Raw genomic sequence first — 22,864 nt, 5'->3', positions numbered from 1 at the left:
TCTTTCACTTCTCCTTCAGGCTCTGACATTCTAAAACAGTAATCTTGGAGGCTGGGGAGGTCCGCCACCAAAGAATGTGGCCCATCAAGATTTGAACGCCACGCCATGAAAAATGTCAGGGAGGAATGAATGTCCTATCGCACGTTCTATGCAGGCGCCGTCGCAGCAGGTGCAATTTTGGCAGCGACGCAAAGCTTTGCAGCTACCGAATTGCAGTGGTGGCACGCAATGTCGGGCGCCAACAACGAAGTTGTGGAGCAGCTCGCCAAGGAATTCAATGAAAGCCAGACCGAGTACAAGATCGTACCAGTATTCAAGGGCACCTATCCGGAAGCATTGAATGCTGGCATCGCCGCATTCCGCGCCAAGCAAGCTCCTGCAATTCTTCAGGTGTTTGACGCAGGCAGCGGCGTGATGATGGGTGCAGAAGGCGCGGTCATGCCTGTCGCTGACGTGCTGAAGAAGGGTGGTTTTACGTTCGACAAGTCGAAGTACCTGTCGGGTATCGTTGCCTACTATTCGAAGCCTGACGGTACGATGCTTTCGTTCCCGTACAACTCTTCCTCGCCTGTCCTTTACTACAATAAGGACACCTTCAAGAAGGCGGGCTTGAACCCGGATGCTGCGCCGAAGACCTGGCCGGAAATCTTCGAGGCCGCCAAGAAGATCAAGTCCAGCGGCGCTAGCCCCTGCGGCATGACATCCACCTGGCTGACCTGGATCCAGACCGAGAACTTCGCGGCCTGGAACAACGTGTCCTACGGCACGAACGAAAACGGCCTCGGTGGCACGGATGTGCAGCTCAAGGTCAACTCGCCGCTTTTCGTGGAGCATTTCGGCAAGCTGGCTGAACTCGCAAAGGACGGCACTTTCCGTTACGGCGGTCGTACATCCGAAGCCAAGCAGCTTTTCACCTCTGGTGAATGCGGCATCATGACGGAGTCTTCCGGTGGTCTTGGCGATATCATCAAGTCCGGCATGAATTACGGTATTGGTCAGCTGCCGTACTATCCGGGCGAAGGCCGTCCGCAGAACACGATCCCTGGCGGCGCCAGCCTCTGGGTTTTCGGCGGCAAGAGCGATGCTGAATACAAGGGCATTGCCCAGTTCTTCAACTTCCTCTCCCAGACCCCGATCCAGGCCCGCCTGCATCAGGTTTCCGGTTATCTGCCGGTAACTATGGCTGCCTACGAGGATACCAAGAAGTCTGGCTTTTACGAGAAGAACCCGGCTCGCCAGACGCCGATCCTTCAGATGATGGGCAAGGCGCCGACGGAAAACTCCAAGGGCGTGCGTCTCGTAAACCTCCCGCAGGTGCGTGACATCATGAACGAAGAGTATGAAGCTCTGCTCGCAGGCAAGCAGGACGCGAAGGCAACGATGGACAAGATCGTTGAGCGCGGCAACGCTGCCATCAAGCAAGCTCGTCGCTAACATCTCCAGAAGGCTCCCGCGACATGTATTTGTTGCGGGCTGCCTTTGCCGGGACAGGCAGGCCTTGATATGCCTGTCTTCCCTGATTTCAAATCGCGTGGACTGACCCGAAAGTACCTCTGCTTCCGGGCTCGCGCATTCACAGGACAGCCGCCGTGCAACGCGTCGTTTTTCCCAATAAGGTGCTGCCATATCTACTGGTCGCACCGCAGATCATATTGACAGTGATCTTCTTTTTCTGGCCTGCCAGCCAGGCGCTTTATCAATCGATGCAAAGGGAAGATCCCTTTGGTCTTGCAAGCGGCTTCGTTGGGCTGGATAATTTCCGGTACGTCCTGTCGGATGAAAACTACATTCATTCTCTGCAGGTAACCGTTGTCTTCAGCGCAGCCACGGCAATTCTTGCAATGGTGGTGGCGCTTGCCTTGGCAACGGCCGCCGATCGCGTCACGAAAGGCCAGGGCTTTTACCGTACGCTGCTCATCTGGCCGTATGCCGTGGCTCCCGCCATTGCAGGCATGTTGTGGCTGTTCATGTTCAACCCCGCCATGGGCACGTTTGCCTATATCCTGCGCCGCAACGGCATTGCATGGGATCCGCTGCTGAACGGTGATCAGGCGATGGTTCTGGTGGTCGTTGCAGCTGCGTGGAAGCAGATCAGTTACAACTTCCTGTTTTTTGTCGCGGGGCTGCAGGCTATTCCGAAGTCGCTTATCGAAGCTGCGGCCATTGATGGTGCGCGGGGCTCGCGCCGCTTCTGGACCATCGTGTTCCCGTTGCTGGCGCCGACGACGTTCTTCCTGCTGGTGGTGAATACCGTTTATGCCTTCTTCGATACGTTCGGTATTATTCATGCCGTTACCCATGGTGGCCCGGCAAAGGCTACGGAGACTCTGGTCTACAAGGTCTATAACGACGGGTTTGTAAACCTCGACCTCGGCTCTTCCGCAGCCCAGTCGGTCATCCTGATGATCATCGTCATTGCCCTGACAGCATTCCAGTTCCGCTTCGTCGAGAAGCGCGTGCATTATTCGTGAGGCCGAGATGATCGAAAGACGACCTATCGCAAACCTCTTCGGCCATCTGATGCTGATCATCGGCATCATCATAGTGGCATTCCCGATCTATTACACCTTCGTTGCTTCGTCGATGACGTCAGCGGAGATCCTCAGGCCGCCGATCTCGCTGCTGCCCGGCGACCATCTTGTGGAAAATTACACCAGCGCCATGACAGGCGGTGTTGAGCGTGTTGCTGGCGTCAGCCTCGAGCGCATGCTGTTGAATACGCTTGTGGTGGCTCTTGCCATTGCCATCGGCAAGATCATCATCTCATTCATTTCGGCCTATGCGATCGTGTTCTTCAAGTTCCCGTTCCGCATGGTCTTCTTCTGGATGATCTTCGTGACGCTGATGCTGCCGGTCGAGGTTCGCATCCTGCCGACTTACAAGGTGATCGTCGATCTGGGGCTGATCGATACCTATATGGGGCTGACGCTTCCGTTGATGGCATCGGCCACCGCCACATTCCTGTTCCGCCAGTTCTTTCTGACCATCCCTGGCGAACTGGTCGAAGCCGCACGTATCGATAATGCAGGCCCCTTCCGCTTCATGAAGGACATCCTGCTGCCCCTGTCGCGCACCAATATCGCAGCGCTCTTTGTCATCCTCTTCATCTACGGCTGGACACAATATCTGTGGCCGCTTCTCGTAACCAACGATGCGCGCATGTCGACCATCGTCATTGGTCTGCGCAAGATGGTGGATTTCGCAGACGCAGCAACCCCGTGGAACTATGTCATGGTCACGGCGATCCTTGCTATCATCCCGCCCATTCTGGTGGTTGTTCTGATGCAGCGCTGGTTCGTCAAGGGCCTTGTGGAGACTGAAAAGTAATGGCCAAGATTACCCTGAATAACGTACGCAAGACCTATGCGGGCGCGGTGGAGACCATCAAGGGCGTGTCACTCGATATCGCCGATGGCGAATTGCTCGTGCTGGTCGGCCCCTCCGGCTGCGGCAAATCCACGCTTCTGCGCATGATTGCTGGTCTGGAAGGTATCTCGTCCGGCGAGATCTCCATTGGGAACCGCGTTGTCAACGACCTGGAGCCGTCTGAGCGCGATATCGCGATGGTTTTCCAGAACTATGCGCTTTATCCGCACATGACGGTGCGCCAGAATCTGGCCTACGGCCTGAAGAACCGTAACACGCCGGCGGATGTCATCGATCAGCGGATCAAGAAGGCTGCCGCGACGCTGGAGATCGAGCAGTATCTGGAGCGCAAGCCGCGCCAGCTCTCTGGTGGTCAGCGTCAGCGTGTGGCAATGGGACGCGCTATCGTTCGCGAACCATCAGCGTTTCTGTTTGATGAGCCGCTGTCGAACCTTGATGCCAAACTGCGTGTGCAGATGCGCGTCGAGATCAAGCGCCTTCAGCGCGCACTGGGAACGACAAGTGTATACGTCACGCACGATCAGATGGAGGCCATGACGCTGGCTGATCGGCTGGTTGTGTTGAACGGTGGCAAGATCGAACAGGTCGGAACGCCGATCGAGCTTTACGAGCGCCCGGCAACAACCTTCGTTGCAACCTTCATCGGCTCTCCTTCCATGAACCTCATTGATGTTGCTCGCGGCGGCTTTACGTTGGGCGAGATCAGTGCCGGGACGGCGGCGACGATTGGTGTTCGTCCAGAAGATCTGAAACTGCAGGATGGTTCTGTTGCCAATGCCGCCTTCAACGCCGATGTGACCGTCGGTGCAGTAGAGCTGGTCGGTGCAGAAAGCTATGTCTACGGCACCCTGCCGTCCGGTGCGGATATCACATTCCGCGTTTCTGGCCGTTCGCGGATCGAAACGGGTGATAAGCTATCGGTCGCGGCGTCTGCGGCAGATCTCCACTACTTCGACGCAAATGGCGCTCGCATAAACTGAAATGCATCTGCTGTCGCTCGCGTGGTCTCTTGAGGTCGCGCGAGCAGCATCTTTCTGTACAGATGGTGATAGCATGTTCATTGTGCGAATCGTCAGGATCAAAGTGCACCCGGCGCTAACGTAACATTCAGAGTTTTGGCTGAATCCTGAGATACTGTTTGCTCGATTCCGATTGGCGAGTCAGAGAAAGAGACGCGAAATGGGCTCGACAGCCATCTTGATAAACCTGTTTGGAGCGGTGGCTCTGCTGCTCTTCGGTCTTACGCAGGTGAAGGACGGTGTTTCCCGGGCCTTCGGTGGCAAGCTCAGAACCGGTCTTGCATCCGGCACGAAAAATGGCTTCCGCTCTTTCTTCTCCGGCTTCTTCGCCACCATTGCCCTCCAAAGCTCTACGGCAACGGCCTTGATGACGGCTTCCTTTGTCGAAAAGGATCTGATTAAGCCGCGCATGGCGCAAATCGTCCTGCTCGGTGCCAATGTCGGGACCGCGATCACCGCCTGGATTGTCGGCTTCGGGATCGGCTGGCTTTCTCCACTTCTGATCTTTATCGGGATCGTCGTCTATCGCGGGCGCTCGACCAGCCGCCAAGGGCTTGGCGTCGCCCTCATCGGTATCGGCTTGATGCTCCTGTCTCTGCATCTGATGAGCGCTGCAACCGAACCGCTGCGGCATTCAGAGGCACTGGTGGCTTTCGTCGGCCTTCTGGACAATGCCTGGATCGTGGCGTTCGCTCTCGCCGCTTTCATCGCCTTTGTATCCTCTTCCAGTCTGGCGGCCGTCATTCTGATCCTATCCATGGCGGCGTCGGGAACAGTACCAACCGGACTTGTTGTCGTCATGGTGCTGGGTTCGAATTTCGGCGGTGCCATTCCACCTTTTATCGCTTCACTTGGCGGCGCGGCCCAGGCCCGGCGCGTCACGCTCGGCAATCTGGTGGTACGTGGTGTTGGATGCGCGATTGCACTTCCGCTTGCAGGGTATGGCGGTTCTCTGTTGGAAGCACTGCCAACGCCGCATTCGATGCTGGCGGTCGACGCACATCTTGCCTTCAATCTCTTGCTGGCCATGCTTGCCTGGCCGTTTTCCTCGCTGCTATCCAACGCAATGGCGAAGTTCATTCCTCAGGAGATCGAGAATGACACGCAGCCTCGGTTTCTCGACAAGGCAGAGCTGTCGACGCCCGTTGTTGCGCTGGCAAGTGCCACGCGTGAAGTCCTTGGTGTTGGCGACCTGATTGAACGGATGCTGATCAAGACATCCGATGCTTTCACCCGCGGCGACTTCTCGCAACTCGCAGACGTGGGACCACTGGAGAAGCGCGTCGATAATCTTCAGCAGGAAGTGAAGGTCTACCTCTCCAAACTGGGCCGTGTCGGGCTGGATGAGGAAAACAGCCGACGCTCGATCCATATCATCGACTATGCCATCAATCTCGAGCATATCGGCGATATCATCGAAAAGGGGCTCGTTCCACAGGTCAGCAAGAAGATTTCGCTTGGTTTGAAGTTTTCGGAAGATGGTTATGCCGAGCTGACCAAGCTCATGAACCTTACATTGGACAACCTGCGCGTTGCGCAGACCATTTTTGTTACCCGCGATTTTGCGCTTGCAAAGCGGATGATGGAAATCAAGGTGGAAGTGCGCCGGATGGAAAAGCAGTCCGCCGAGCAGCATCTGAAGCGATTGCAAGAGGGCAATACCGAGAGCCTCCAGACCAGCTCGTTGCACCTTGATTTGCTGCGTGACCTCAAGCGCATCAATGCACACATCGTTTCCGTAGCGCATCCCATCCTGGATGAAAGCGGGCTCCTGGTAGAAAGTCGCTTGAAAGCAGCGGAATAAAAATAATTTCACTATCGAGAGTATGGTGTCAGCGAATTTACCTTCGCTTCACCGGTTATTTTCACTTGTAAGGCTCGATAATCCGACTAAAACTCTCCTTCGTTGCTTCATTCGCATGCTTGGGGAGGACTGAACTGTGTCGCGCGATGAAAATGTTTTTATGGCCACGGAAGGCTGTCAAACTGTTGCGTTACAGGAAGCAATCGATCGGGCGGCGCGAGTTGGGGCGAGGCTGGTGCTGGCGCCCGGTCTCCACGTATCAGGAGGGTTGAAGCTGCGCAGCGGCCTCGATCTGCATCTGTCCGAAGGTGCGGTGCTCCAATTTCTGCCCAACTATGCTGCCTATTCGGACAACACGGTTGATGTCATTGCCGAAGACTCCAACACGGCGATGATTCTCGTGCAGGATGCTGCCGACGTGCGCATCTCCGGCAAAGGCGTCATTGAGGCGCCTGGGGCGGATTACATCGTCGGCCGGCTGGACGATATGGGAACGCATATTCCGGCAGCGCATCGGCCAAGGGTTCTCGTCTTCGATCGTTGCCGGAATGTGTCTCTCTCCGAATTCTCAGTCCAAAGCTCTCCAATGTGGACGATCCACCTGATATCGACACATGATGTGACGATCAGCGGCGTTGAAGTAGTTAATGATCGTGAGATGCCGAATACGGATGGCATCGTGATCGACTCCTGCGAACGCGTTTCCATCCGTGGCTGCGATATTGCAACTGCAGACGACGGCGTCGTTCTCAAGACCAGTAAGGGGTCGGATGGCAAAGCCATCGGTGCCTGCCGGGATATCACGGTTCGCGATAGCAGGATCGAAAGCCGAAGCTGTGCCTTGAAAATCGGCACCGAGAGCTATGGCGATTTCGAAAACATCCTGTTCGAGGATTGCGAGATTGTTCGCTCAAATCGCGCGCTTGGCATTTTTTCGCGAGATGGTGGGCGCGTGCGCAACATCGTTCATCGCAATATTCGCCTTGAGGCAAGCGAGACGCCGGACGGTTTCTGGGGATCAGGCGAAGCGATCACCATCAATGTCGTGGACCGGCGGCCCGGCACGCCCGCAGGCTCTGTCGAGGACATCGTTTTCGAAAACATCACCGGCGTGATGGAAGGTGCGATCAATATAATCGCTGACAGCGCGTCCGGCATTCGCAACGTGTCCTTCCGGAAGCTGACGATCGATCAACGGGATGGCCGCTTTCGCGGGCAACGATATGATATGCGCCCGACGCATTTCGATCTGGCACCTTCGCCAGATGCTGCAGGTCGCGCCAATGCTTTCGTCAAGGACGAGAACGGGCAGGTGATCGGGCTTGTGCCTTATCCTGGAGGCATGCCGGCTTTCTTCGCATCGAACGTGGTTGGGCTTTCGCTTTCCGAAGTCGAATTCCGGCGCCCATCGCCGCTTCCGTCTGGGTGGGGAGCAGAGGCTATCGTCGTGCGCGACCGCGAACCTGCAGTCTGGTCGTGAAAGTTACCGCTAGCGTGTCGCACAGACACATCTGCGCTCCTGACCCTAAATCCGGAATATTATTATGAAACGCCTCAAGAAGCTCGATAATCTGCTGGCGCGCCTGCGTGAGCACATATTCAGCTCGCTGAATATCGATGTGCCGCTGGTTTATGCGCCCGGCTCCGCAGCAGCGCGCCCCGCCATGGTGGCTAGCGATCGTGCCGGCTGGACCGCTGTGTCACGGGATCTCATCTGGGGCGAACCGGATGGCTATTACTGGTTCGGTGGCAAGATCACGCTTCCGCCCGAAGCCGAAGGGAAGCGCATTGCCGTTCGGGTCGAAGCCGCGTTTGGTAGTGTGATGGGCAGGAGCGATCCGCAATGTCTCGTGCGGGTCAATGGCGCTATTCGCCAAGGGGTGGACGGAAATCACCGCGAGTTTCTTTTGACCAATGAGGGGCGGGAAGGCGAGATTTTCGATATCCTGATTGAAGCCGGAACCATTGAAGATCGACGTCAGCTTGGTTTCGCCTGTGCTCTTTACGCGCATGATCTTGAAGTCGATGATCTTTACTACGATCTGCGTGCACCTCTGGATGTCGCACGCCTTCTGGCCGAAGACGATCCACGCCGTCATTTCATCATGAACCACGTGGAGAAAGCTCTGGATCTGGTCGATCTCCGCCCAGGCGATGATGTCCGCTTTCTCCGTTCTGTTGCCGCGGCACGGCTTGCCGCCCAACCCATTTATGAAACGCCGGATTTCGAGGCGAAGCCGACAATCACCGTCACCGGTCATACCCATATCGATGTTGCATGGCTCTGGCGGGTGCGGGAAACGCGCCAGAAGATGGCGCGCTCCATGGCGACAGCGCTAGCGCTGATGCAGGACTTTCCAGACTACCGCTTCATGTATAATCAATGCGTGCTTCTGGACTATCTGTCAGAGGACTATCCGGAACTGTTCCAGCGGATTGAGGCTGAAGTAGAGACGGGCCGTTTCGAGATCGAAGGTGGGTTGTGGCTGGAGCCGGATGTCAATATTGCCGGTGGAGAAGCCTTGGTACGCCATATCCTCTATGGCGTCGATTATCACGAAAAGACCTTCGGCATCCGCCCGCGCATGGTCTGGCTGCCGGACACGTTCGGCTATTCCGCTTCCCTACCTCAATTGATGGAAAAATCGGGCCTCGACAGCTTCGTCACGCACAAGCTTTCCTGGAACGATACCAACCGGATGCCGGACGAGACACTGTTCTGGCAGGGTATCGATGGCACTAAAGTGCCGGCCTATTTCCTGACAACGCAGCCTTATGACTCAAAAAGCATCGGCACCACTTACTGCCCTGATCTCAAGCCCAGCCACGTCATGGGCACCTGGCGCAGGCACGGCCAGCAGGAGTTGAACACCGAGCTTTTCTTGGTCTACGGCCACGGCGACGGCGGCGGCGGACCGACGCGTGAAATGCTTCAGAACATTCGACGCATGGAACGCGGCATTCCTGGCTGCCCGAAAGTTGAACACGCGCCGATGCGACCCTTCTTCGAGCGGTTGATCGAGCGGATGAAGGCAAATCCCGAGCAATATCCGGTATGGGTCGGCGAGCTTTATGCGGAGTTTCACCGCGGAACGCTGACATCGGTTGCCAAGAACAAGCGCAACAACCGTCTGGCGGAAATCGCCTTGCGCGAGATCGAAATGCTGGCTGTTCTCGCGCAGCATGAACAGGGTCACCCCTACCCATCAAAGGAAATTCGTGCACTTTGGGATATTGTGATGCTGAACCAGTTTCACGATATCCTGCCGGGTTCATCGATCGGCGCGGTCTATGATGATAGTGACCGCGACTATGCAGAGTTTTTCGAGACGGCTGCACGGCTGACTGCCGAACTACTCGATGTCTTGCGGAAAGCTGAGGGGCTTTCCGTGTTGAACACGCTGCCGCGACAGCGAAGTGGTCTTGCAATTACCACGCAGGACATTGGCGCTGCCTCTGAGCAGGTCATTCATCGCGCGGATGGCGCAGAAGAGTTCGCCATTCCAGTTGGCAACGCTACGCCGCTCGGCCTCAGTTCCCTAAAAGCCTCGCCGGAGCAGGGCTCTGCGCCGACGGTGACGCTGTCTTCGCTCGAAAACTCGCATCTCGTCGTGCGTTTCAATGAGACGGGCGGCATCACCTCGATTTTCGACCGTCTGGTAAATCGTGAATTACTGCCTTCCGGAGCGCTAGCGAACCAGCTCCAGATTTTCCGTGACATGCCTGTGCAATTCGACGCCTGGGATATCGACGCCGATTTCGAGGATCAGCCCTATGAGCTTGGTGCTCCTGTCGATTGCCGAATTGTCGAGCAGGGCCCTCTGCGTTCTGCTCTCCGCTTCGAGTGGGCTTATGAGAATTCGACAATTGTTCAGGTCATCTCTTTGGAGGCTGACGCGCGGCAAGTGGAGTTCGACACATACATTGATTGGCATGAACACAATACGCTGGTGAAGACTGCCTTCCCGCTGGCGCTCAACTCTGCTTCGGTCGAGGCTGAGATTCAGTTTGGCCATGTCAGCCGTGCAAGCCATCGTAACACGTCCTGGGATCGAGCACGGTTCGAATGTTCTATGCAGCGTTGGGTGTCCATGCGGGAACAGGGTTTTGGTGCGGCTCTGCTCAACGACTGCAAATATGGCTATGACGCCAAGGGCAATATGTTGAGACTGACGCTCCTGCGTTCCCCAACCTATCCTTGGGAGCAGGCAGATCAGGGTCAGCACCGCTTCCGCTACGCATTGATGCTGCATGATGGCGATCTCGTCGCAGTCCAGGAAGCAGCTGAGGAATTCAACAATCCGCTCCGACTTGTGTCCGGTCACTTTGCTGCTGTGCTGCCTTTCGCTGTTGAAGGAGAAGGTGTCGCGGTCGAAGCGGTCAAGCGCGCGGAGGCCGATGATGGCCTCATCGTTCGCCTGTGGGAGACGGGCGGACGACAGAGAACAATTGCGCTTCGGCTCCCTGATACCATCGAAACAATCGAGACCGTGGATCTCCTCGAACGTGACCTGCAGCCATTGCAGATCTCTCCGGATGGTCATGTGGCGCTGACGTTCAAACCATTTGAAATCGTGACACTGAAATTGACGGGAACTGACAAGTGATGAATGCGCCCTACCATCAGATCGACGTAACGATCGATACATTTCCTGAAGGCGAAAAGTCTTTCGTCGAAATTCCCTTCGAAGTTGGGCCGGAGGTGGACCGCATCGAAGTGAGCTATCACTATCCATTCGGTGGTGGTGGTAGCGTGATTGATCTCGGTGTAGCGCGAAACGGCCGAATGCGCGGATGGACTGGCTCTGAACGGGGCCACATCACGGTGGAAGAAGATCGCGCGACTCCTGGCTATGATGCAGGCCCGCTGCCCGGTTCGTGGCATGTCGTGCTCGGGATTGTGAAAATCGGGCCGAACTGCAAGGTTGATGTCCAGATCCGCTTGGTCAACAAACAGAAGCAGTGGCTGGTGGGAGAACTGCATAGCCATTCCGAGCACTCCGACGGCGGCGTGACTGTTCTCGATGCAATCTACCGCGCGCGTGCCTCGCGCCTGAACTTTGTATCCATTACCGATCACAACACGATTTCGCAGAATTTCATTCGCCCGGACGATCCCGACATTCTCGTCATCCCCGCGATGGAGCTAACCTCCTTCTACGGTCACACGAACTTTCATGGTGTTGCAAAACCTGTCGAAGACTGGCGTTGCCGCTCCCCAAAGGATGTCGCCGACAAGATGCTGGAGGCGAAGGCGAACGGGGCAACGATTGTCATCAATCACCCATTTCAAAATTCCGATGGCGGACGTTGGCAATCAGGTTTCGATGTCTGTTTCGATGCCTATGAGATCTGGAACGGCAACTGGTCCGTGATGAACGAGCAGGGCCTCGCATTCTGGCAGGAATTGCTGGTGCAGGGCCGTCGAATCCCTGCAACGGGCGGCAGTGATTTTCATTTGAAGAACCGTCGTCGTCATGGGCGGCCCGCAAACAGGCTTCTGTCGAATGGCCATTCCATTACGGCTATCCTTGAGGCGGTTCGAGCTGGTCGCAATGTCGTGTGTCATTCTCCGGATGAAGCGATGGCAAAGCCGTTTGGCGAAACTACTCCGGAATTCGGCTCTCAAGTGCCGGTTGGCAGTGATGTTCCGGTCGAATTCAGCGGCTTGAGCCGGGGAGATGAGGTTCGGGTGATTACCGAAAAGGGGCAGATTGGTGTACAACACGCCGATGCCGCAAACTTTGTTCTGGATCACCGCTTCGAGGGTCAGTTCCTGCGCTTCGAAGTGTGGCATGGCAAGGAACCCAAGCTGTTCACCAATCCATTTTACGCCGAATAGGGGATAGAATTTGGACCGCCGCACAGAGCGCAAGATCGGCATCAAGGACGTATCCAAGGAGGCGGGCGTTGCGCTCAGCACGGTTTCGCACGTTCTGAATGGAACGGCGCCGATTTCTGCCGAGGTTCGGATCAAAGTTCTGGAGGCGGCTCGAAGGCTGGGCTATCTCGCCAAGAGGCAGCAGAAAGGCGCAATCGCCTCCCTCAGCACGATCTACCTTGCCGTACCTCCCGGCAATCTGCCGCACAACGACATCAATCTGGTGTCATGGACATTGCTGACCGCGCTCTCTCGCGAATGCGAGCGGCGTGGTATCAAGATTGTCGCGCACAATGGTTCGCCTGAGTTGAACGCCGCAGAGATTCTTGCGGGCGCCAAAGCGGTCAACGCGGAAGGAATCATCCTCGTTTACGACGATAATCCCAAACTTCTGCGGCCGCTGGCTGCTTCGAACTACGCTATCGTCTTGCTCAATGGCGAAGACCCGACCATGTCGGTGGATACGGTTGCGCCCGCGAACCGCTATGCGGCACGGCTTGCAACGCAGTGGCTTCTCTCACGAGGACACCGGCGCATTCTTCATCTGACATGGCGCGGACGCAGCACCATCATGCGGCGCCTCGACGGTTTCCATGATGCCTATATGGAACAGAACCTTCCACTGGACCTTGGCCGCACGATTTATGCGGATGGGTATGAACCAGATCATGCGCGGGAGGCGCTGAGGGCGTTCATTGCCCGCCACGGCGGTCTGGATGGCCACACGGCCGTCTTTTGTGCCGCAGATAACCTTGCGATCGGGGCGTTGAGCGAGCTGCAGGCGCAAGGTTTCCAGATTCCCGGTGACATCGCGGTCGTCGGATTTGACGGGGTCGCCCCAGGTGACCTGACCGTTCCGTCTCTGACCACAGTCCGGGTTCCGCTCGATTCGCTCGCTGTGGCCACACTGAAGGCGTTGGAGCAGAGGCTTTCAATCAGCGGACACGATCACCCGACGCAACGGATCGAATTGGGTTGCCGTCTCATCGAGCGAGATAGCGCAGCATCGAACCTCCTTCGCTGATGCGAAAAATGAAAATATTTTTGTCCTTGATTTTCACACTCTGATGAAAGATCGTCCGTTTCAGGGCGATTTAACGGGAAATATAGTGGTTATCGCTGAAATTTTTCCATCTGGGAGGACGGGCATGCGCAATAATAGAAAAATTTTCATTGCATCAATAGTCGCTCTTCTGACGAGCTGTGCCGCTACAACGGCGCTTGCGTTTCAGGAGTCGCCGATGCTGGCCGAGCAGGTGAAGGCCGGGAAGCTTCCGCCGGTGGAGAAGCGTCTTCCTGCCAAACCCCGCGTCCTGGATCTTGGTGAGGCAGGTACATTTGGTGGTACGTGGCATCGCGCCTACAAGGGACCGGGTGACCGCTGGGGTCCGACCAAGCTTCTTGAGGAGCGCGCGTTAAAATTTGCCATGGGTGAGGATGGCAAGCTCGAGCTAATGCCGACTTTCATCGAAAGCTACAAGATGAGCCCGGATGCGAAGGAATTCACCTTCACGCTTCTTGAAGGCCTCAAGTGGTCCGACGGCCAGCCGGTAACGACGGAAGACGTCAAGTTCTGGTATGAAGACGTCTTCATGAACCGTGATATCGTGCCAGTGATTGATACGCTCTATGCGCCTGGCGGCAAGCCGATGAAGGTCGATATCGTCGATGCACGCACGTTCAAGGTTTCGTTCGAAACACCTTATGTCTACTTTCTGACGATCATGGCGAAGGACTCGATCGGAGAGCCAAGCCTCGACCGCCCATCCTTCATTCAGCCGAAGCATTACCTGAAGAACTTCCATCCCAAGTATGTCGACAAGGCCGCCCTCGACAAGGCGGTTGCGGAAAAGGGCGTCAAGAAGTGGCAGGATCTGTGGGGCTCCAAGGGGCCTATCACGGCCTGGAACCAGAATCCGGCTCTGCCAGTGATTACGCCCTGGAAGATCGTGACGCCTCCACCGGCAGATGTCATGGTCATGGAGCGCAATCCCTATTACTACATGGTCGATAAGGCCGGAAACCAGTTGCCCTATATTGATCGCGTGGAGCACAAGCTTTTTGATGCTCAGGAGAGCTTCAACCTTATGGTGGTGCAGGGACAGCTGGATATGCAGCAGCGTTTCACCAACAATGGTGACTTCACCTTCTACAAGGAAAACGAGAAGAAGGGGAACTACAAGGTTCTGAAGTGGACGAACTCCGAAGTCTGGTCGCTCGTGCCCAACCTCACCACCAAGAACAAGCAGTTGCAGGAACTGTATGCGAAGGCCGAGTTCCGTCAGGCGCTCAGCATTGGCGTCGATCGCGATACGATCAACGAGCTGGCCCAGTCCGGTCTTGGAGAAGCGCGTTCTGCATCGCCGGTTTCCGGTTCGCCTTACTATCAGGAAGACCTCGAAAAGCACTGGGCAGAGTTTGATCCTGATAAGGCGAATAAGCTGCTCGACCAGATCGGCCTGAACAAGAAGGATGCCGACGGCTACCGCCTTGGTCCGGATGGGAAACGTGTTACCATCGTTGTTGAAGCCAACCAGGATGCGTTTGCAAACACGCTGGAACTGGTTCGCAACAGCTGGAAAGACATCGGTATCGAGCTTCAGGCGCGCATTATCGACCGTACGGCGTTCGATGCGAACCGCGATAACAACGCCTTCGAGATGCAGTACACCTCCTTCGACCGCCTTTCCATCGTGCCTTCCGATCCCCGCCTCATCCTCGGTGACGATGGATACGGCCAGGAATACTACAAGTGGCACGAAACCAAGGGCGTATCGGGCATTGAGCCGCCGAAGGATCATCCGATCCGCAAGCTCTGGGCTGCGTGGGAAAAGGCTTCGGTCGCAGGGACGCAGGAAGAGGCAGACAAGGCCGTCAACGAGATGATCCGTACCTTCGTCGAACAGGGCTATGTCATTGGTCTTGTGGGTGAAACTCCGGCGCTCGTCATTGCCAAGAATACCGTGAAGAATGTCCGCGACGGTCTGATCAACGATGACGTGACGCGCGGTGAAGGTTTGTCCTTCCCTGCACAGTTCTTCTTCGCGAAGTGATGAAGAGGCGCCCGCGACACTCGGTGATCGTGGGCGCTATTTTCCATTGAACTGAACCGGACCAAAGCAGTCTCGGCGATGCTGTTGCCACCTGCGTGGTAACAGCATCCGTGACCGCGCGACCGGTGCCCGGAAAGGGAAGCCATGCTCAGCCTCATCGTGAACCGGATCTTGTGGGCCATTCCCACTCTGGTCTTTGTGTCATTCATTTCCTTCGTCATTATCCAGCTTCCACCGGGCGATTACGTCACAGCCTATGTGGCGCAGCTGCGGCATTCCGGCGAATACATCACCGAACTGCAGGAAGCGGCGATGCGCCAGGAGTTCGGCCTCAACGATCCGTTGCTGGTGCAGTACTGGCGCTGGATCAGCGCCATCGTCATGCATGGTGATTTCGGCAGGTCTCTCGAATGGAACATGGACGTCAAGGACATGATCTGGGACCGGCTGGGCCTGACGCTGGCAATCTCTACCCTTTCAATGATCTTCACATGGATCATCGCGATCCCGATTGGCGTCTATTCCGCGACCCGCCAGTATTCGTTCTTCGACTACATCTTCACCGTCTTCGGCTTTATCGGCAAAGGCATTCCGGAATTCATGCTGGCACTCATCCTGATGTGGCTGGGTTACGCCTATTTCAACATGGATGTCGGTGGACTGTTCTCAAGACAATACGAGACGGCACCATGGTCATGGGGCAAGTTCGTCGATCTGCTCGAACATCTATGGGTGCCGATCGTCGTTCTGGCGTTTGGCAGTACGGCGGGCCTCATCCGTGTCATGCGCGCCAACATGCTGGACGAATTGGGCAAGCCCTATGTCGAGACGGCCTACGCGCAGGGCTTCACCGAACGAACGGTTGTCTGGCGTTACCCTGTCCGCATTGCTCTCAACCCATTCATCTCGACGGTCGGCTGGGCGCTTCCTGCTCTGTTCTCAGGGGATATCATTGCCGCCGTCGTCCTCAACCTGCCGACAACCGGCCCGCTGCTTCTGAAGGCCCTGCAGATGCAGGATATGTATCTGGCCGGAAGTTTCATTCTCATCCTCAGCGTCTTCACCGTCATCGGCACGGTGCTGTCCGACATCCTGCTTGCGGTTTCCGATCCGCGCATTCGCATGGCGTGAGGAGACGCGATTCATGACCCAGATTTCCAACACCATGTCTGATCCGATTTACGATGCCGTCATGGCTTCCGAAGAACGCGAAGTGCCACCTCTTGCCGGTGAGCAGACCACGAAGGAAGGCCGCAGCTATACGGCAAAGCCGTGGACGCTCATCTGGTGGCGCTTCCGCAAGCACAAGCTTGCCATGGTCTCGCTGTTCTTTCTGATCTTCTGTTTCCTCTCGGCATTGTTCGCCGATTTCATTTCGCCTTACCGTCCGGCGGACATCGACAAGCTGAATACGTTCGTGCCTCCGGCGAGTATCCATCTGTTCCACGATGGCAAGTTCCAGGGCCCGTTCATCTATGCGCTGAAACGCTCCCGCGACCCGGAAACGGCGCGCGTGATCTATGAGCGCGATACGACAAAGATCGTACCGATCAGCTTCTTTGTCGAAGGCCCGGAATACGATCTGCTGGGCCTCGTTCCCACCAAGATCCATCTCTTCGGCGCTGCCGACAAGCGCCAGAAGGTTAACCTGTTGGGTACGGACTCGCTTGGACGCGACCTGTTCACGCGGTTGCTCTATGGCGCTCGCGTTACCCTGTCCGCTGGCCTGATCGGCGTGGCCTTCTCCTTTGTCATCGGTCTCTTCATCGGTGCGATCGCCGGCTATTACGGCGGCCTCATCGACGCTCTCATTCAGCGCCTGATGGAGTTCATTCGCTCGGTCCCGACAATTCCGCTCTGGATGGGGTTGGCGGCGGCGCTGCCGATCGCCTGGGATCCGCTCTTTGTCTATGTGTTGATCACGTTCATTCTGGCCCTGATCGGCTGGACACATCTGGCGCGTGTTGTGCGTGGTCGCTTCTTCGCTTTGCGTAACGAGGATTACATTCTGGCCGCGCGGCTGGCCGGTGCATCGGAATACCGCATCATCACGCGCCATATGCTTCCTGCCATGACGAGCTACATTATTGCCGCGGTGACGCTCGCAATACCGGAAATGATCCTCGGTGAAACGGCGCTCAGCTTCCTGGGGCTTGGGCTTCGGCCGCCGGTTGTCAGCTGGGGTGTGCTGCTGCAGGATGCGCAGAACTTGCGCTCCATCAGTCTGGCGCCCTGGCTGCTGTCGCCCGGCATCGCCATCATTCTGGTGGTGCTGGCCTTCAACTTCCTCGGTGATGGCCTGCGCGATGCGGCTGATCCTTACGGTCGCTGAGCGAGGAGAACATTATGATACAGTCCAACAATCCCTTCCCGCCGGAACGCCTGCTGCAACTGGATGACGTGAATGTTCACTTCCCCATGCGCGAAGGCTTGGTGAAAGCCGTCAACGGCGTGTCCTACCACATCAATCGCGGTGAAGTTCTCGGTATCGTCGGAGAGAGCGGTTCGGGCAAATCCGTCACGGCTCGCTCCATCATGCGGTTGCAGCCGAAACAGGCGCTTGATGCTGGTGGCTCAATCCGTTTTCGGCGCAAAAGCGGCCAAGAGGTTCTGATCTCTTCCGAAGACCGCCAGAGCTCCACCATGCGTGACCTTCGCGGCAACGAGATCGGCATGATCTTCCAGGAACCGATGACGGCACTGTCTCCGGTTCACACGATTGGCACGCAGATCATGCGCACCGTCATGTTGCACCGGAACGTGTCAAAAGCGGATGCGCGCGCTCGCGCCATCGAACTTTTGACCAAGGTGCAGATGCCTCGCCCGAACGATATTGTCGATCGCTATCCGCATCATCTGTCTGGTGGTATGCGCCAGCGTGCGATGATTGCACTGGCACTTGCATGCGATCCCACGCTCCTGATTGCCGATGAGCCGACAACGGCTCTGGATGTGACGACCGAAGCGCAGATCCTGCATCTGCTCAAGTCGTTGCAGCAGGAACTTGGCATGGCCATCGTCTTCATCACGCACAATTTCGGCGTGGTGGCGGACATCGCGGATCGTGTCGCGGTCATGTATCTCGGGCGTGTGGTCGAGACCGGAACCGTGGATGAGATATTCTACGAACCCAAACATCCCTACACGCAGGCCTTGCTTCGCTCCATTCCAAAGCTGGGCGGGCAAAAGGCTCGAAGGCTGAAGACCATCGCCGGCTCCGTTCCAGACCCATTCAACGTCCCTGACGGCTGTTCATTTCATCCGCGCTGCATGCGTGCGGTGGGCGGTGTCTGCAATGTCACGGCACCACCAGAGGTCAGGTTTCCAAGTGGCCAGATGTCGCGCTGTCATTTTGCCGAGGAGTTTCGTTCGGAGGCTGCAGAATGACCGTTACCAGTGAAAAGGCTATGCCCATGCAGGACGATACACTCATCTCTGTTCGGGGCGTGAAGAAGTACTTCCCCGTGCACGGCGGCTGGTTGCGAAAGAAAATCGGCGAGGTGAAGGCCGTTGACGATATTACCTTTGACATCAAAAAGGGTGAAACCTTTGGTCTCGTGGGGGAATCCGGTTCCGGCAAGTCTTCCATCGCGAGGCTCATTCTGCGCGCCTATGATTTGACGGATGGGGAAATTCTGTTTCGCCGCGCCAACGGGTCTATCGTCGATATTACTTCGCTTGGGGACCGCGAAATGCGCGAGATCCGCCGCGAAATGCAGATGATTTTCCAGGATCCCTATTCCTCACTCAACCCGCGCATGACGATTCTTGATCTTGTCGGGGAACCTCTCACGATCCACGGTGTGGGGAGCCCGTCCGAGATCGAGGATCGGGTTGCTGAACTGCTGCGTCTGGTCGGGCTTCGTCCCGAATACGTTGCACGGTATCCGCACGCCTTTTCCGGCGGTCAGCGTCAGCGTATCGGCATTGCCCGCGCGCTCGCGCTTAACCCCAGCTTCATCGCTGCGGATGAGGCGGTTTCTGCGCTTGATGTTTCGGTTGCGGCACAAAACATCAACCTGCTGCAGGATCTGCAGGAGCAACTTGGTCTTACCTATCTGTTCATTACCCATGATCTCGGGATGGTTGAGCACATCTCGGACCGCATCGGCGTGATGTATCTCGGTCGTCTGATGGAGGTTGGTCCGACGGAGGAAATGTTCTCCAAGCCCCTGCACCCCTACACCGAGGCACTTCTGGCCGCAGTGCCGCAGCCAGACCCGCGCGGCAACCGCGAGCGCAAGCGTGTGGCGTTGAAGGGCGAAATTGCCGATGCGATGAACATTCCGACCGGTTGCCCCTTCCACCCGCGTTGTCCCTATGCGGACGCCAAATGCAGGGCAGAGGTCCCGGCTCTGCGGTCCGTTGCAGGGGGAAGACAGGTTCGTTGCCACTATGCCGAAAGCCTCGATCTAACGGGGGTTGCTGCACAGTGAATGGGCTCGTTGCCATATTGGGTGATCTGGGAAGTCTCCGTGCGGAAGGTGCGGAGATGGATCTCGCCCATGCGCATCGTCCGCTTTTACGCCTGGATGATGCCGAGCCCTTTCTGCCCTTGGCTGCCGGGTTTGCGATCTATCGCGAGGCCGCCCAGTCCGTTTCCTCCAAATTCCAAATCGAGCCGGTTGCAGACTGCGTCATTGAATATGCGATCTGGTACGACTGGGATATCCAGCACCTCTACGACCTGGAACACGTCTGGCTGCATCTCGATCTGCAGGGCCAGATCGCGCTTGTCGAAGCGTCGCGCCATGGTTCGCGGCTCGTCATGCGGCGCGCTGACGGGAGCTCGCCGGTTGAAGGGGGCAGGCCGGTTCTTTTTCTTGAACCGGGTAAGCACGCTCACTGGGCGGATGGTGAGGCCATGCGTCTGCAAGCGGGCAAGCGCATCGAAGAGATGTGTGAAGCTCTGGCAGGTCAGCACGGCATTCATCTATCCAATCGCTTTTCCGAGGCAGGTCTCTTCTACGCCACGGAAGAGCAGGACCAAAACGCGCGCGCACAACTTCAGAGTTGGCGGTTCACGCCAAGCTGGATCTTCGCACGTACCAGCGATGACGTCGGTGATTACAGGATTGTTCCGTGGTCCGTGCTGGAGGCTTGGGTGCCGACGCGCGTCAAACACCTCATTTCTGAACTTTCGAAATACGACATAGACAGCCTTTCTTTCCACCGAAGTCAGGCGGAGACATGAGCATGAGCATCAACTCGACCCGCAAACCCCAAACGCCGCCGACCGGCTTCATCATCGGACAGGGGGATGCAGTGACCGCCTGGGCCATGTCGCCCATTCGCGCCAGCTATTATCCAGGCGAGATTGCGCTTGCGGAAGACCGGGTCAATTACCGCTTCATCAACGGTTTTGTTGATGTCGGTGATCTGCCGTGTCGTGTTGCCCTGTGGAAGGAAATCAAGTCTCGCACGGTCAATCTGCCCGATGTCATCCCGGTCGATGATCTCTACCTTCCCGGCTTCAATCGTCGTGTCGAATTTTCCGGTTTCTGGCATCGTCCCACCAAACTGGAGCGCTGGCTGAAGACCCGCATATCGGCCTCGAAGGAGGGGTCGGTTCCCTTCCGTCTCGCCACCTGCGGCGGCGTCCGCATCTGGGTGGATGGTGCGGAAGCCGTGGTCTTCGAGCCCTTCAAACGCAACAAGGAGAGCCAGACGGAAATCACTCTGCCGCTGAAAGTCACAGGAAGCGAGGTCGTGGTTCTGTGTGAGGAACTGGCAGAGCGCGATGCGCTTTGGTACTTTGAACTCACCTCACTTGGCACGGAGGATCTGCATGTCGAGCTTCCTGTCGATGCTTCCGATGCAACGATTTCCCTGCTGAAGGATCTGGCGACCGAGGTTCGTCCAACTCCCTTTCATTCGAAAGATGGTAAGGTCTCTCTCGTCTTTTCGCATGCGCCATCGGTTGATGTGCGGTTGCGGGCGAGTATCCTCCCAAGCGTCCACATGCGGGACAAGCCACCGCTCCTCGATGTGACTGTGGATCTGAAGGCTGGCGAAAGAATGCTTGCTTTGACCAGCGTCGACAGACTGCCGGATGGCTATCATCCGCTGGATCTTACTTTTTCGGTCGGTAACGTGTCCGTCTCTCGTCACATCGCGTTTGCCACGATGCGGGACGCTGCGCGAGACATGCGGGATCAATCATTGGCAGCGCGCAAGCTGGCGGCACTTACCTTTGCTGCGGATCATGGCGAGCAGCGCGCCGGCAAAGCCATAGCCTATCTCGCTCTGGGCCGTAAACCGGACGCCACTTTCCGCGAGATCATTGCCAACACTATCGCGGCCATCGACGAACGGAGGGATTGCTCCGATTTCGTGCTAGTGCCGCTTCTCTGGTTGGCAGGGGCCTATCGGAACCAGATTCCGGCGGATCTCTGGGAGCAGATTGAAACCTCGGTTCTGAATTATCGCTACTGGGTGGATGAGCCCGGAAATGATGTGATGTGGTTCTGGAGCGAGAACCACGTCCTATGTTTCCATGTCTCGCAATATCTGGCAGGGCGCCTTTTCAACGAAAGACGGTTTGCCTGCTCGGGCCGTACCGGCGATCAGCAGGCGGCGCTTGGCGAAGGGCGCCTGCTCAAGTGGTTCGATTCCGTCGAGACGCATGGGCTTGCTGAATGGAACTCCGCCGCCTATTACCCGATCGATTTCATTGGTTTGCTGGCGCTGGAGCATTTCGGGGACGGAGAAATCAAGCGTCGGTCGAAACTGTTGTTGGACCGATTGTTCACGATGATCGCGCTGCACACGTCCGGCGGAGTTCCGGCTGGCAGCATGGGCCGCGCCTATGACAAGGAGCTGCGCGCAGGTCCTTTGACCGAGCTTGCTCCCTTTGCGACGGTCGCGTTCGGTCAGGGTTTCCTGAACGACGGTGTGGCCGCTCTGACCATGTTCTGTGCAGGGACCTACGAACCGCCTGCGCATCTTTCGGATTATGTCGAGCCGAAGCCTGGCGTCGCCGTTCTTGCCCACTACGTTCAAGGACATGATGAGGCCGCGCGTCTTGCGCTTTATAAAACTGCGCATGTGCAGCTCTCCTCAATGGTGGATGGCAAACCTGGTGGCCGCGGTCACCAGCAGCATGTGATGGACCTTCGCTTCGCAGCCAATCCTTTCGCGCGGGCATGGGTCAATCATCCGGGCGAGGATGATCCCTGGGGAAGTCAGCGCCCTTCCTACTGGGCAGGTAACGGTTCCATGCCGCGGGCCGCGCAGTATGAGAATGCAAGCCTGATGCTTTACGACCTCGGCGACAACCCGCGCATCGGCTTTACCCATGCCTATGTGGAGGCCGCTGCCTTCGATCAGGTGGAGTTGGTTGATAACTGGCTGATCCTGACGAGCGGTAAGGGCATTGCGGCACTCACGGCAACGGGCACCATCACACCGGTGACTGCCGGTCCGGGTGAGGGCATCGAGTATCGCGTCGCGGGGAACCGCTGTGGCTGGATCACCATCGTGGGTGACGTCGCAGATGAGACTGCGCGCGAAGCTTTTGTCTCTCAACTGTCGGATATACGGCTTTCACTCGGCGGCAGCGATCTGACACTGGCGGTTTCGCTTCCCGGTAAACCTGACCTCGCCCTGTCGTGGAACGATGGGCTGCAGGTGGCTGGCAAAAGCTACGCCTTCCCTAATCGAACCATCGACCCTCTCGTGCGGACCGAAACCGCATTCTCCTTTTGATCCTTCGCATGCA

The 22,864-nt window shown here is 56.9% G+C and carries 16 protein-coding genes; all 16 read left to right on the top strand.

The window, feature by feature from the left end; all coding sequences use genetic code 11:
• Nucleotides 1–129: 129 nt before the first annotated feature.
• The 16 genes from ugpB to E8M78_RS00475 all read left to right on the top strand — a co-directional run bounded on the left by ugpB (nt 130) and on the right by E8M78_RS00475 (nt 22,851).
• The gene (ugpB, locus tag E8M78_RS00550; protein ID WP_137133195.1) at nt 130–1,434 is read left to right on the top strand and encodes a sn-glycerol-3-phosphate ABC transporter substrate-binding protein UgpB; all 1,305 of its coding nucleotides are present in this window, start codon (nt 130–132) and stop codon (nt 1,432–1,434) included.
• Nucleotides 1,435–1,589: 155 nt separating this feature from the next.
• A complete protein-coding gene (gene ugpA, locus E8M78_RS00545; protein WP_062556748.1) occupies nt 1,590–2,471 on the top strand; it encodes a sn-glycerol-3-phosphate ABC transporter permease UgpA in 882 nt (293 codons plus the stop codon).
• A gap of 7 nt (nt 2,472–2,478) precedes the next feature.
• Nucleotides 2,479–3,327: a sn-glycerol-3-phosphate ABC transporter permease UgpE gene (gene ugpE, locus E8M78_RS00540; protein WP_137133194.1), complete on the top strand. Its 849-nt coding sequence runs from the start codon at nt 2,479–2,481 to the stop codon at nt 3,325–3,327.
• The gene (locus E8M78_RS00535; RefSeq protein ID WP_137133193.1) at nt 3,327–4,367 is read left to right on the top strand and encodes a sn-glycerol-3-phosphate import ATP-binding protein UgpC; all 1,041 of its coding nucleotides are present in this window, start codon (nt 3,327–3,329) and stop codon (nt 4,365–4,367) included. Before ugpE ends, E8M78_RS00535 begins: the two co-directional genes overlap by 1 nt.
• 199 nt (nt 4,368–4,566) lie before the next feature.
• Entirely contained in the window at nt 4,567–6,210 is a 1,644-nt protein-coding gene (locus E8M78_RS00530; protein WP_137133192.1) for a Na/Pi cotransporter family protein, read from the top strand.
• Between the two features lie 136 nt (nt 6,211–6,346).
• A complete protein-coding gene (locus tag E8M78_RS00525; RefSeq protein ID WP_246658165.1) occupies nt 6,347–7,690 on the top strand; it encodes a glycoside hydrolase family 28 protein in 1,344 nt (447 codons plus the stop codon).
• Between the two features lie 64 nt (nt 7,691–7,754).
• Complete coding sequence (locus tag E8M78_RS00520) at nt 7,755–10,817, top strand: glycoside hydrolase family 38 C-terminal domain-containing protein (RefSeq protein WP_137133191.1); 3,063 nt, start codon at nt 7,755–7,757, stop codon at nt 10,815–10,817.
• Nucleotides 10,817–12,052, top strand: a complete 1,236-nt coding sequence (locus E8M78_RS00515) for a CehA/McbA family metallohydrolase (RefSeq protein WP_137133190.1) — start codon at nt 10,817–10,819, stop codon at nt 12,050–12,052. Before E8M78_RS00520 ends, E8M78_RS00515 begins: the two co-directional genes overlap by 1 nt.
• A 10-nt stretch (nt 12,053–12,062) precedes the next feature.
• The gene (locus E8M78_RS00510; protein ID WP_137133189.1) at nt 12,063–13,115 is read left to right on the top strand and encodes a LacI family DNA-binding transcriptional regulator; all 1,053 of its coding nucleotides are present in this window, start codon (nt 12,063–12,065) and stop codon (nt 13,113–13,115) included.
• Nucleotides 13,116–13,239: 124 nt separating this feature from the next.
• Complete coding sequence (locus tag E8M78_RS00505; protein ID WP_137133188.1) at nt 13,240–15,144, top strand: ABC transporter substrate-binding protein; 1,905 nt, start codon at nt 13,240–13,242, stop codon at nt 15,142–15,144.
• 144 nt (nt 15,145–15,288) lie between these two features.
• Entirely contained in the window at nt 15,289–16,275 is a 987-nt protein-coding gene (locus E8M78_RS00500; protein ID WP_137133187.1) for an ABC transporter permease, read from the top strand.
• 13 nt (nt 16,276–16,288) lie between these two features.
• Nucleotides 16,289–17,476: an ABC transporter permease gene (locus tag E8M78_RS00495; RefSeq protein ID WP_246658164.1), complete on the top strand. Its 1,188-nt coding sequence runs from the start codon at nt 16,289–16,291 to the stop codon at nt 17,474–17,476.
• 14 nt (nt 17,477–17,490) lie between these two features.
• Nucleotides 17,491–18,531, top strand: coding sequence for an ABC transporter ATP-binding protein (locus tag E8M78_RS00490; protein WP_137133186.1), 1,041 nt, complete (start codon nt 17,491–17,493; stop codon nt 18,529–18,531).
• On the top strand, nt 18,528–19,580 hold the full coding sequence (locus E8M78_RS00485) for an oligopeptide/dipeptide ABC transporter ATP-binding protein (protein WP_281405039.1): 1,053 nt from the start codon (nt 18,528–18,530) through the stop codon (nt 19,578–19,580). The genes E8M78_RS00490 and E8M78_RS00485 overlap by 4 nt, the downstream gene beginning before the upstream one ends.
• Nucleotides 19,577–20,338: a hypothetical protein gene (locus tag E8M78_RS00480; RefSeq protein ID WP_137133185.1), complete on the top strand. Its 762-nt coding sequence runs from the start codon at nt 19,577–19,579 to the stop codon at nt 20,336–20,338. The genes E8M78_RS00485 and E8M78_RS00480 overlap by 4 nt, the downstream gene beginning before the upstream one ends.
• Before the next feature lie 2 nt (nt 20,339–20,340).
• Nucleotides 20,341–22,851, top strand: a complete 2,511-nt coding sequence (locus E8M78_RS00475; protein ID WP_205910203.1) for a hypothetical protein — start codon at nt 20,341–20,343, stop codon at nt 22,849–22,851.
• Nucleotides 22,852–22,864 lie beyond the last annotated feature (13 nt).

Source organism: Rhizobium sp. FKY42 (assembly GCF_005222835.1).
In the GTDB taxonomy this organism is placed as follows: domain Bacteria; phylum Pseudomonadota; class Alphaproteobacteria; order Rhizobiales; family Rhizobiaceae; genus Neorhizobium.
Note: the sequence above shows the minus strand (reverse complement) of the source record. Positions and strands in the feature narration are given on the sequence as shown.

Bases quoted from the DNA above. Each gene is read 5' to 3' on its own strand.
- ugpB (WP_137133195.1), top strand. From the start codon at position 130: ATGTCCTATCGCACGTTCTATGCAGGCGCCGTCGCAGCAGGTGCAATT.
- ugpE (WP_137133194.1), top strand. From the start codon at position 2,479: ATGATCGAAAGACGACCTATCGCAAACCTCTTCGGCCATCTGATGCTG.
- E8M78_RS00535 (WP_137133193.1), top strand. From the start codon at position 3,327: ATGGCCAAGATTACCCTGAATAACGTACGCAAGACCTATGCGGGCGCG.
- E8M78_RS00530 (WP_137133192.1), top strand. From the start codon at position 4,567: ATGGGCTCGACAGCCATCTTGATAAACCTGTTTGGAGCGGTGGCTCTG.
- E8M78_RS00520 (WP_137133191.1), top strand. From the start codon at position 7,755: ATGAAACGCCTCAAGAAGCTCGATAATCTGCTGGCGCGCCTGCGTGAG.
- E8M78_RS00515 (WP_137133190.1), top strand. From the start codon at position 10,817: ATGAATGCGCCCTACCATCAGATCGACGTAACGATCGATACATTTCCT.
- E8M78_RS00505 (WP_137133188.1), top strand. From the start codon at position 13,240: ATGCGCAATAATAGAAAAATTTTCATTGCATCAATAGTCGCTCTTCTG.
- E8M78_RS00500 (WP_137133187.1), top strand. From the start codon at position 15,289: ATGCTCAGCCTCATCGTGAACCGGATCTTGTGGGCCATTCCCACTCTG.
- E8M78_RS00495 (WP_246658164.1), top strand. From the start codon at position 16,289: ATGACCCAGATTTCCAACACCATGTCTGATCCGATTTACGATGCCGTC.
- E8M78_RS00490 (WP_137133186.1), top strand. From the start codon at position 17,491: ATGATACAGTCCAACAATCCCTTCCCGCCGGAACGCCTGCTGCAACTG.
- E8M78_RS00485 (WP_281405039.1), top strand. From the start codon at position 18,528: ATGACCGTTACCAGTGAAAAGGCTATGCCCATGCAGGACGATACACTC.
- E8M78_RS00475 (WP_205910203.1), top strand. From the start codon at position 20,341: ATGAGCATCAACTCGACCCGCAAACCCCAAACGCCGCCGACCGGCTTC.